This window comes from Pseudoflavonifractor phocaeensis, assembly GCF_016901735.1.
GTDB lineage: Bacteria > Bacillota > Clostridia > Oscillospirales > Oscillospiraceae > Pseudoflavonifractor_A.
In genome coordinates, this window is record NZ_JACLZC010000083.1 from 1 (window position 1) to 9,821 (window position 9,821).

Here is a 9,821-nt window from a genome sequence, read left to right on the forward strand (position 1 = left end):
CAGCCCGAGGAAGAAACCGCCCCCTCCCAGGCCGACCGCATCCTTTCGGAGATCCGGGCGGTGAACGACGACATCGACGATCCGGTCATGAGTCAAAAAATCGACCGCATCGAGGAAATCACCCGGAAAATCTTCGCCTATCAGCAGCAGCACCCGGACAAATCGGGACAGCTGCGCACCTTCCTGAATTATTATCTCCCCACCACGCTGAAAATCCTCCGGGCCTACGCTCAGATGGAGGAGCAGGGCGTGGAAGGCGCCAACATCTCCGCCGCCAAGGACCGCATCGAGGGTATGATGGACAAGGTGGTGGAGGGCTTTGAAAAGCAGCTGGACCAGCTCTTTGCCAACACCGCCATGGATATCACCGCCGACGTGTCGGTGCTGGAGCGGATGCTGGAAAAAGACGGCCTGTCCCAAAAGAACGGACGGATCACCCTGGAGCTGTAAGCTTCTTCCCGGCTGGAATAACCCACGCTTTTGCCGCGCATACTGTTCCCATCCTCAGACGGAACGGGGCGTGGAGATGAAACCATCCAAACCCATGCGGACGCTGTGGCTGACGGCGTCCGCTCTTTTTTTGTTCTGCCTGCTGCGGAGCGGCGCGGCTCCTTCCGCCGCGGATGTGCTGCCGGTCAGCGGCACGGTCCCTCAAAAGCTGGTGGCCCTCACCTTTGACGACGGACCTCGGCGCAGCACCACCACCGCCCTGCTGGACGGCCTGGCGCAGCGGGGCGTCAAGGCCACCTTTTTTCTCATCGGCCGGCAGATCCCGGGCAACGAGGACCTGATCCGGCGCATGGACGCCGAGGGACATCAAATCGGCATCCACACCTATGACCATACCATCCTCACCGGATTGAATGAGGCCGATTTCCAGGCGCAGGTGGAGGTTACCCGTACCCTCCTCACCCAGCTCCTGGGCCACAACGGCTTTCTGCTCCGCCCTCCCTACGGCATGGTGGATGACGGCGTCAAGGCCATGGCGGGCGCTCCCATCATCCTATGGTCGGTGGACCCGGAGGACTGGCGGGAGCAGGGAGCCGATCTGGTGTCACAGCACCTGATCTCCCAGGCCAAAGACGGGGACATCCTCCTTCTGCACGATATTTTTCCCGGCTCGGTGGAAGCGGCGCTGGAGACCGTGGACGCGCTGATGGACCAGGGCTTTTATTTTGTCACCGTGGAGGAGCTGTTCTCCCTGCGGCATATTTCCCTGGAAAACGGCTGTGTATACCGCTGCGCCTACCCCTGATGCCGCCGCGCTGCGGGACGCAAACCACCTGCACGGATGCGGGCGGCCACAAGGGCCGCCCCTACATATTTGTTTCAACATATACCATGACGGCCCTGCGCGGGCGGCGCCAGGCCCTTTTCCCGAAAAGGGCCTGGACCAAAAGGGGCAGAAGGGGGGATACCCCCCTTCTGCACTTCCCCCAGGTACGCCGGCTTACCTCGTAGGGGCGACCCTTGTGGTCGCCCGCTGTCCATTGCCGCATTTTGAAAAAAGGAAGCCCCCAGACCGCAGTCTGGGGGCAGATGAAAGCTTTCTTTGCCGTCCGGTTTTGCGAAACTTACCAGACGAGCGCTCTATGAAAGCTTTCTTTGCCGTCCGGTTTTGCGAAACTTACCAGACGAGCGCTCTATGAAAGCTTTCTTTGCCTACTTTCTTTCTCGAAAGAAAGTAGGTTAGGAGAGGAGGAGCTTGTCGTCGGCCTCGTCGGAGCCGCTGGCCAGGCTGAAGCGGGCAAGGAGGTCCTCCACGGTAAGCTTCTTTTTCTCCTCGCCGGTGATGTCCAGGACAATATGGCCGTCGTACATCATAATGAGCCGGTTTCCGTGGGCGATGGCGTCGCGCATGTTGTGGGTAATCATCAGGGTGGTCAGACGGTCCTGGGAGACGATCTTTTCGGTGGCGTCCAGCACCTTGGCGGCGGTCTTGGGGTCCAGCGCGGCGGTATGCTCGTCCAGCAGAAGGAGCTTGGGCTTGCGGAGGGTGGCCATGAGGAGGGTCAGGGCCTGCCGCTGCCCGCCGGAAAGCAGGCCCACCTTAGTGGTGAGCCGGTCCTCCAGCCCCAGGTCCAACATCTTCAAAAGCTCCCGGTACTCCTCCCGCTCTCCACGGGTAATGCCGGGCAGCAGGCTGCGGCGTTTGCCCCGCCGGGCCGCCAGTGCCAGATTTTCCTCGATCTGCATGGTGGCCGCCGTTCCCATCATGGGGTCCTGAAAAACACGGCCGATGAATTTGGCCCGCCGGTACTCGGGCAGACCGGTGACGTTCTGCCCGTCAATGGTAATGGTACCCTGGTCCACCGGCAGCGCGCCGGAGACGATGTTCAGCATGGTGGACTTGCCCGCGCCGTTGCCCCCGATGACAGTGACGAAATCGCCTTCGTTCATGTTCAGACACAGATCGTTCAGCGCCCGCTTTTCGTTGACCGTGCCGGCGTTGAAGGTTTTATAGATATGCTTGAGCTCCAACATGGTCAGTTGCCTCCCTTTCCGGCGGTCTCAGGGAGCGCCTTTCCTTTTTTACGGAAATACTTCTCTTTCCAGTAGGGGATGGTGAGGAATACCGCCACCACCAGGGCGGTCAGCAGTTTCAGGTCGGTGGACTCCAGACCCAGCCGGAGCACCAGAGTAATGACAATATAGTAGATGATCGCGCCGATGACGCTGGCCAGCAATTTCAGGGCAAAGTTGTGGAACACCTTGCCCAGCAGCACCTCGCCGATGATGACCGCCGCCAGACCGATGACGATGGCGCCCCGGCCCATGTCCACCGTGGCGCTGCCCTGATACTGGGCCAGCAGACCGCCGGACAGGGCCACCAGACCGTTGGAAATCACCAGGCCCAGCACCTTGTTCCAGCTGGTGTTGATGCCCTGGGCCCGGGCCATGGCCTGATTGGCGCCGGTGGCCCGGAGGGAGGAGCCCAGCTCGGTGCCGAAAAACCAGTAGAGCACCCCGATGACCACGGCCACCAGAATGGCCAGCAGAATCAGGGGATTTTCCACCGTCAGATCCCGGATATAGCGGGAGGAGACCAGCAGGTCATGCTTGCCCACGCTCAGGGCCAGCGTGGCCTTGGTCTTGTCGCCGCTGCCGATGGCCATAACCCGCAGATTGATGGAATAGAGGGCCAGCTGGGTGAGAATGCCCGCCAGAATGGCAGGAATTCCGCACACCGTGTGGAAAAAGCCGGTGACAAAGCCGGCCAGCATCCCGGCCAGCACCGCCAGCAGCATGGAGACCACCGGATGTATCCCCAGGCCGATGCACAGCGCGCACACCGCGCCGCCGGTGGCCAGCGAACCGTCCACCGTCAGGTCGGCCACATCCAGCACCCGGTAGGTGATGTACACCCCTATGGCCATGATACCCCACGCCAGGCCCTGCCCGAAGGCCCCCGGCATGGAATTCAAAAACGACATCAAAACGTCCATAATCCCTCTTTATACCTCCAAATCATTTGAAAAATAATCTCTCTGCTCATGCCAAAAAAGAGCGGAAGAGGGGATTGGCCTCTCCGCTCCTTTTTGCAGTTGTTCCTTCCTCAGCCGATGGGCTCGTAGTCCTCCGGCATGGTCAGACCCAGCGCCTCGCAGTTGGCGGCGTTGTACATCTTTGTCACGGTGGGAGCGTACTCCACCGGCATGGTGGAGATGTCCGCCTCGCCGGTGAGGATCTGCGCCGCCATCTGGCCGGTGGTGTAGCCAATGTCATAATAGCTGATGGACAACGTGGCCACGCCGCAGCCGGAGCAGATGCCGGACTCACCCGCCACCACCGGCACGCCGGCCGACAGCACCACGTTGGCAATGGTTTCGGTATTGGCGGCGGCGGTGTTGTCGGTGGGGATGTAGATCACGTCGGAGCTGTCACAGGCGCTCTGGGTCACGGAGGACAGGTCGTTCACGTCGGTGAAGGCGTACTGGGCGCAGGTGTAGCCCATGTCCTCCAGATAGCCCCGGATGGTCTCCACCTGGTAGACCGAGTTGGGCTCGCCGGAGCAGTAGAGCAGACCCACGTTTTTGGCCTCGGGGAACAGCTCGTTGAGCATCTGGGCCTGCTGGTCCAGGGGCGCCAGGTCGGAGGTGCCGGAGATGTTGCCACCCACGGTGCCCGTCCAGTCGTCCAGGGAGAGGGCGGTGGCGTAGTCGGTCACCGAGGTGCCCAGGATGGGGATATCGCCGGTGGCCGAGGCGGCGGCCTGGAGGGGATAGGTGGCGTTGGCCAGGATCAGATCCACGCCGTCGGCCACAAAGCCGTCCATGATGGTGCCGCAGTTGGCATATTCGCCGCCGGCGTCCTTCTCCTCAAAGGTCACGGCGTCCCCCAGTTCCTCGGTGAGGGCGTCCTTAAAGCCCTGGGTGGCGGCGTCCAGAGCGTCATGGGTCATCTGCTGGCAGATACCCACCACATAGGTCTCGCCGCCGTTACCGTCGTTATCGCCGGAGGTCTGGCCGGTCGTGCCGGTACAGGCGGTCAGGGTGAGCGACAACGCCGCGGCGGTGAGCAGCGCGGTCCATTGCGCGGGGTGTTTCATATTCATTTCATCCTTTCCTGCGTCAGGCGCGGACTCTTCCGCGCCTTTACTTTAATGCTTTTTGTTGTTAAAGTACAGGCTGTATTATACCGCCTTTCCGCCAAATGTCAACGGTTTTTTTCTGTCAAATTTTACTTTTTCTCCCTCTTTTCCTCCGTTCTTCCCGGCTGCGGCCCGGCTTTTCCCGGCCGGAGACGGTTTTTCATGGACTTTTTCCCCACCGTGTGGTACAATAAAAAAATCTATGAGATGTTTCTCATACGGGAGGTCACTCATTTTGAAAACCGATATTCTGGGTGTCCGCTTCGATGACCTCGCCCCCGACGAGATGGTGCGCACCGCCGCATCCCTCATCCAGGCCGGCGGGTTCCACTACGCGGTCACCCCAAACCCCGAATTCATCCTGGCGGCGGAGAACAATCCCGCCTTCCGTGAGGCCCTCAATCAGGCCGATCTCTCCATGCCCGACGGCATCGGCGTGGTCTACGCCTCCAAGATCCTGGGCCGTCCCCTTCCCCACCGGGTGCCCGGCATCGACTTCGCCAGTGCCCTCATGGACTGGATGGCCAAGGAGGGCCTGCGGCTCTATCTGCTGGGCGCAAAGCCCGGCGTGGCCCAGAAGGCCGGCGAAAATCTGGAAAAGGCCCACCCCGGTCTGGTGGTGTGCGGTACCCACGACGGCTACTTCCAGGACAATGAGGCCGTGGCGGAGGAGATCCGCCAGTCCGCCGCCGACGTGGCTCTGGTCTGCCTGGGTGCGCCCAAGCAGGAGCTGTGGATGGCCCAATACGGCCCCTCCACCGGCGTTCGGTTCATGGCCGGTCTGGGCGGCGCGCTGGACGTGTTCGCCGGTACGGTGGAACGCGCCCCCGAAGCCTGGCAGAAGGCCGGTATGGAGTGGTGCTACCGCCTCATCAAAGAGCCCAAGCGCATCGGCCGCATGGCAAAGCTGCCTCTGGTCCTCTTCCAGGCCGCCGGCGCGCGGCTGCGCGGAAAGTGAGGCTCCTATGGCCGGAACCCTGATCGTCTGCGAGGGTACCGACGGGTCGGGTAAGTCCACCCAGTTCTCCCTCCTCTGCCGGCGGCTGGAACAGATGGAAACCCCCTTCCGCCACCTGGTCTTTCCCCAATACAGCCAGCCCTCCTCCGCCCTCATCCGTATGTATCTGGGCGGCGCCTTCGGCTCCCATCCCTCCGACGTCAACGCCTACGCCGCCTCCTCCTTCTACGCCGTGGACCGGTACGCCTCGTGGAAGCAGGTGTGGGGAGAGGACTACCGCTCCGGCGGTCTCATCCTCTCCGACCGCTACACCTCCTCCAACGCCGTCCATCAGGCCTGCAAGCTCCCCGAGGAGGCGTGGGAGGACTTCTTCCGCTGGCTGGACGACTTCGAGCACAACAAGCTGGGCCTGCCCCGGCCCGACCTGGTCCTCTATCTGGATATGCCCACCGAATGGGCCGTCTCCCTTCTGCGCAGCCGGGAGGCCCAGTCCCACACCAAGGGGGACATCCACGAGGTGGACACCGAATACCTGGCCCTCTGCCGCCGCACCGCCCGCAAAGCCGCCGCCTGTCTGGGCTGGACCACCATCTCCTGCGTGAGGGACGGCGTACTCCGCGCTCCGGCCGACATCCAGGAGGAGCTTTGGGCGGCTGTCTCTCCGTATATCCGCCCTGTAAAGGGATAAACTGGTATCAGAAGTTATGTAACCATTTTTGGGAGGTATGAATTTATGGTCGCCATTTTGCTCGCAACCGGTTTTGAAGAGTCTGAAGCCCTGGTCCCCGCCGACCTGCTCCGCCGCGCCGGCGTGGAGGTCAAGCTGGTGGGGCTGGACCGTATGCAGGTCACCGGCAGCCACGGCATCACCGTCTCCGCCGACTGCACCCTGGCCCAGCTGGACCAGAACGCCGTCCGGATGCTCTTCCTCCCCGGCGGTCTCAAGGGCGTGGAGAACATCCAGGACAGCCCCGCCGCCCTGGCCTTTATTGAGACGGCCTGCACCCGCGGCGTCTATCTGGCCGCCATCTGCGCCGCCCCCACCATCCTGGCCCGGGTGGGCATTCTGGACCGGCGCAACGCCGTCTGCTACCCCGGCATGGAGGAGGAAATGGGCTCCGCCGTGGTGGATCAGAGCAGCCCCGTGGTGGAGGACGGCCACATCATCACCGGCCAGGCCGCCGGCTCCTCCTTCCCCTTCGGCCTCAAGCTGGTGGAGATCCTCAAGGGCCGCCAGACCGCCGAGCAGGTGGCCCATGGCGTCCACTACCACGGCTCTTTCTGAGCAAAAGGCCGCCCTGCGGGCCCGCCTGCGCCAGACCCTCTCCCGCCTCTCTCCGGAGGAGCGGAAGGCCGGCGATCAGGCCCTTTTTGCACGTTTTTTGTCCCTTCCCCAGCTGCGGGCCGCCCGGCGGGTGCTGCTCTACTGTGGGATGGGCAGCGAACCGGATACCCGCGCCCTGCTGCCCAGGCTGTGGGACATGGGCAAGGAGACCGCCCTCCCCCGCTGCCTCCCCGGCCACGCCATGGAGGCCCGGCTGGTGGGACCCGGCGATCCTCTGGTCCGCCATCCATACGGGATGCTGGAGCCTTCTCCCGCTCTGCCCTTGGCGGCGCGGGACAGCTGCGGCCTGATCCTGGTGCCCGGCCTGGCCTTCGACCGGCAGGGCCGGCGGCTGGGGCAGGGCGGCGGCTACTATGACCGCTACCTGCCCGGCTACTCCGGCCTGACGGTGGCGCTGTGCCGGGACGCGGTCCTGCTGGACCGCCTGCCCGCCGGCTGCCACGACCAGCCCGTGGCGCTGGTCCTCACCGAGTCGGCCTGCTGGCCCGCTCCCTGATCCGGCGCCGGACCCTTCCCCGTACCGCCGGGCTTACCCGCCGGTCACCATGTATTAGGAGTTTTTGTCATGCCACAGGAATACGATCCAAGCAACGGACGCCGGACGGAACGCAGCGGGCATTATACCCCCTCTCATCTGGCCGACGACGCCCCATCCGGTCAGCACAAACGGCCCCGCAAAAAAAAGCGCAGCCGGCTGACACCTCTTTTTTATCTCATCTTCGTCCTCGGACTCTCCGCGCTGCTGGCCTCCTTCGCCTGGGTGGCCGCCTGCGACGTGCTGGCGCTGAACAAGTCCTATGAGGTCGCCACCGTCACCGTCACCGAGGGAGACAGCCTGAGCGACGTGGCCAAGACCTTACAGGAAAACGGCCTGATCGAATACCAGTCTCTCTTTAAGCTCTTCGCCTGGATGACCCACACCGAGGTGCAGTCGGACAGCGACAGCCAGGACGAGAGCAACCTCATTACCGCCGGCACCTATGAGCTCAACACCGAGATGGACTACCGCGCTCTCATCTCCTCCATGGGCGTCAATTCGGGCAGCCGCAAGGAGGTGGAGGTCACCATCACCGAGGGTATGACCCTGGATCAGATCTTTGCGCTGCTGGAGGAAAACGGCGTGGCCTCCGTGGCCGACCTGCAGGATATGGCCGCCAACCATGTCTTCAAATATTCCTTCCTTCAGGATCTGCCCACCGGCGACTATCACCGGCTGGAGGGCTTCCTCTTCCCTGATACCTACCAGTTCTATATGGGCGGAGACGTATTGCAGATCCTCAACAAGATGATCCTCCGCTTTGACGAGCAGTTTACCGACGAGATGCGGGCCGACGCGGAGGAGAGCGGCTATACCGTGGGAGAGATCGTCATCATCGCCTCCATGATCGAAAAAGAGACCGACGGAACGGATCAGGCCCTCATCTCCTCGGTCATCCACAACCGCCTGGAAAATCCCACCGCCGAGACGGGCAACACCCTGGGCATCGACGCCACCATCCTCTATGTCACCGGCGGCACCGAGGTGGATGTCTCCCTGGATTCCCCCTACAACACCCGCATCTATCCCGGGCTCCCCCCCACCGCCATCTCCTGTCCCGGTATCGACGCCCTGCGGGCGGCCATCTACCCGGAGGACACCAAGTACTACTACTACGCTCTGGGCGACGACGGCACCCACTCCTTCTTCCGCACGCTGGCGCAGCAGCAGGCGTTTATCGCCTCTCAGGAGCGCTATCAGTGACCCTTCGGCCTGCTGCAAGGAGCCGTTGCAGCAGGCCCTTTATTTTGTATGCAAGGAGGTCCTTTTCCCATGAAAATGGAACTGCTCTCCCCCGCCGGCGATCCGGAGCGCCTGCGTATGGCGGTGGCCTACGGCGCCGACGCCGTCTACCTGGCAGGCAACGCCTTCGGGATGCGCGCCTTTGCGGGGAACTTCTCCAACGAGGCCCTGTATGACGCCGTCAGGCTCTGTCATACCCACAACGTAAAGGTCCATGTGACCTGCAACACCATGCCCCGCAACCAGGAGGTGGACCGGCTCCCCGCCTGGCTGGAGGTGCTGGAGGACGCCGGCGTGGACGCGGTGATCCTGGCCGACCTGGGGGTCTTTCAGCTGGCGGGCAAATATGCCCCCCATCTCAAGCGCCATGTGTCCACCCAGGCCGGTGTGACCAACTACGCCGTGGCCAACGCCTGGCATGAGCTGGGCGCCGACCGGGTGATTCTGGCCCGGGAGCTCTCCCTTGAGGAGGTGGCCGAGCTGCGGGCCCGGACCCCCAAGTCCCTGGAGGTGGAGGCCTTCGTCCACGGCGCCATGTGCGTGAGCTATTCGGGACGGTGCCTGCTGTCCAACTACATGACCGGACGGGACGCCCAGCGGGGCGCCTGCGCCCAGCCCTGCCGGTATAAATACGCCCTCATGGAGGAGCAGCGCCCCGGCGAATATTTCCCCGTCTTTGAGGAAAACGGCGAGACCTTTATTATGAACAGCCGGGATATGTGCATGATCGACCACATCCCGGAACTTTTGCAGGCCGGGGTGGACTCCCTCAAGATCGAAGGCCGGGCCAAAAGCGCCTACTATGCCGCCGTGGTCACCGGGGCCTACCGCCACGCCGTGGACGCCGCCCTGGCCGGCCAGCCCCTCTCCCCCGTCTGGCGGGACGAGGTGGAAAAGGTCAGCCACCGCCATTACTCCACCGGCTTCTGGTTCGGCCAGCCCGGCCAGTTCACCGAGGACGCCCGCTACATCCGGGATTATCAGGTCTGCGCCATGGTGGAGACCTGCTCCCCCGACGCCCTGGCCCTCTGCTCCCTGCGCAACAAGTTCTCCGCCGGCGATACCCTGGAGCTCATCGGTCCCGACGTCGCCCCCCTGTCCTTCACCGTCCCCCAGATGGCCGACGCCGACGGCCTCCCCCTGACCC

The 9,821-nt window shown here is 63.2% G+C and carries 11 protein-coding genes; 8 read left to right on the top strand and 3 right to left on the bottom strand.

Annotated features, from left to right (window positions below; genetic code table 11):
- Together H7U37_RS13435 and H7U37_RS13440 are read left to right on the top strand one after the other, a co-directional pair.
- Positions 1-450: 5-bromo-4-chloroindolyl phosphate hydrolysis family protein (locus H7U37_RS13435; protein ID WP_204876456.1), on the top strand; the 450-nt coding region annotated here is incomplete at its 5' end.
- 76 nt (positions 451-526) lie between these two features.
- Positions 527-1,255 (top strand): polysaccharide deacetylase family protein, encoded by a 729-nt coding sequence (locus tag H7U37_RS13440; RefSeq protein WP_204876457.1) that lies wholly within the window; start codon positions 527-529, stop codon positions 1,253-1,255.
- Positions 1,256-1,689: 434 nt separating this feature from the next.
- Here H7U37_RS13440 and H7U37_RS13445 read toward each other — a convergent pair whose 3' ends face one another.
- The 3 genes from H7U37_RS13445 to H7U37_RS13455 all read right to left on the bottom strand — a co-directional run bounded on the left by H7U37_RS13445 (position 1,690) and on the right by H7U37_RS13455 (position 4,549).
- On the bottom strand, positions 1,690-2,484 hold the full coding sequence (locus tag H7U37_RS13445; RefSeq protein WP_204876458.1) for an ABC transporter ATP-binding protein: 795 nt from the start codon (positions 2,482-2,484) through the stop codon (positions 1,690-1,692).
- Positions 2,485-2,486: 2 nt separating this feature from the next.
- Positions 2,487-3,446 (bottom strand): ABC transporter permease, encoded by a 960-nt coding sequence (locus tag H7U37_RS13450; RefSeq protein WP_204876459.1) that lies wholly within the window; start codon positions 3,444-3,446, stop codon positions 2,487-2,489.
- Between the two features lie 110 nt (positions 3,447-3,556).
- Complete coding sequence (locus H7U37_RS13455) at positions 3,557-4,549, bottom strand: ABC transporter substrate-binding protein (RefSeq protein ID WP_204876460.1); 993 nt, start codon at positions 4,547-4,549, stop codon at positions 3,557-3,559.
- 277 nt (positions 4,550-4,826) lie between these two features.
- Between H7U37_RS13455 and H7U37_RS13460 the strand changes: the two genes are divergently transcribed.
- From H7U37_RS13460 to H7U37_RS13485, 6 genes are all read left to right on the top strand, one after another.
- Positions 4,827-5,549: a WecB/TagA/CpsF family glycosyltransferase gene (locus H7U37_RS13460; RefSeq protein WP_204876461.1), complete on the top strand. Its 723-nt coding sequence runs from the start codon at positions 4,827-4,829 to the stop codon at positions 5,547-5,549.
- 7 nt (positions 5,550-5,556) lie between these two features.
- Positions 5,557-6,237 carry a dTMP kinase gene (locus H7U37_RS13465; RefSeq protein ID WP_204876462.1) on the top strand — a complete coding sequence of 227 codons (681 nt, stop codon included), beginning with the start codon at positions 5,557-5,559 and terminating at the stop codon, positions 6,235-6,237.
- A gap of 45 nt (positions 6,238-6,282) precedes the next feature.
- Positions 6,283-6,834: a DJ-1 family glyoxalase III gene (locus H7U37_RS13470; RefSeq protein WP_204876463.1), complete on the top strand. Its 552-nt coding sequence runs from the start codon at positions 6,283-6,285 to the stop codon at positions 6,832-6,834.
- A complete protein-coding gene (locus H7U37_RS13475) occupies positions 6,806-7,390 on the top strand; it encodes a 5-formyltetrahydrofolate cyclo-ligase (RefSeq protein WP_204876464.1) in 585 nt (194 codons plus the stop codon). The genes H7U37_RS13470 and H7U37_RS13475 overlap by 29 nt, the downstream gene beginning before the upstream one ends.
- A 69-nt stretch (positions 7,391-7,459) precedes the next feature.
- On the top strand, positions 7,460-8,635 hold the full coding sequence (mltG, locus tag H7U37_RS13480; protein WP_204876472.1) for an endolytic transglycosylase MltG: 1,176 nt from the start codon (positions 7,460-7,462) through the stop codon (positions 8,633-8,635).
- Positions 8,636-8,704: 69 nt separating this feature from the next.
- On the top strand, positions 8,705-9,821 hold a 1,117-nt coding region (locus tag H7U37_RS13485; RefSeq protein WP_204876474.1), incomplete at its 3' end, for a peptidase U32 family protein.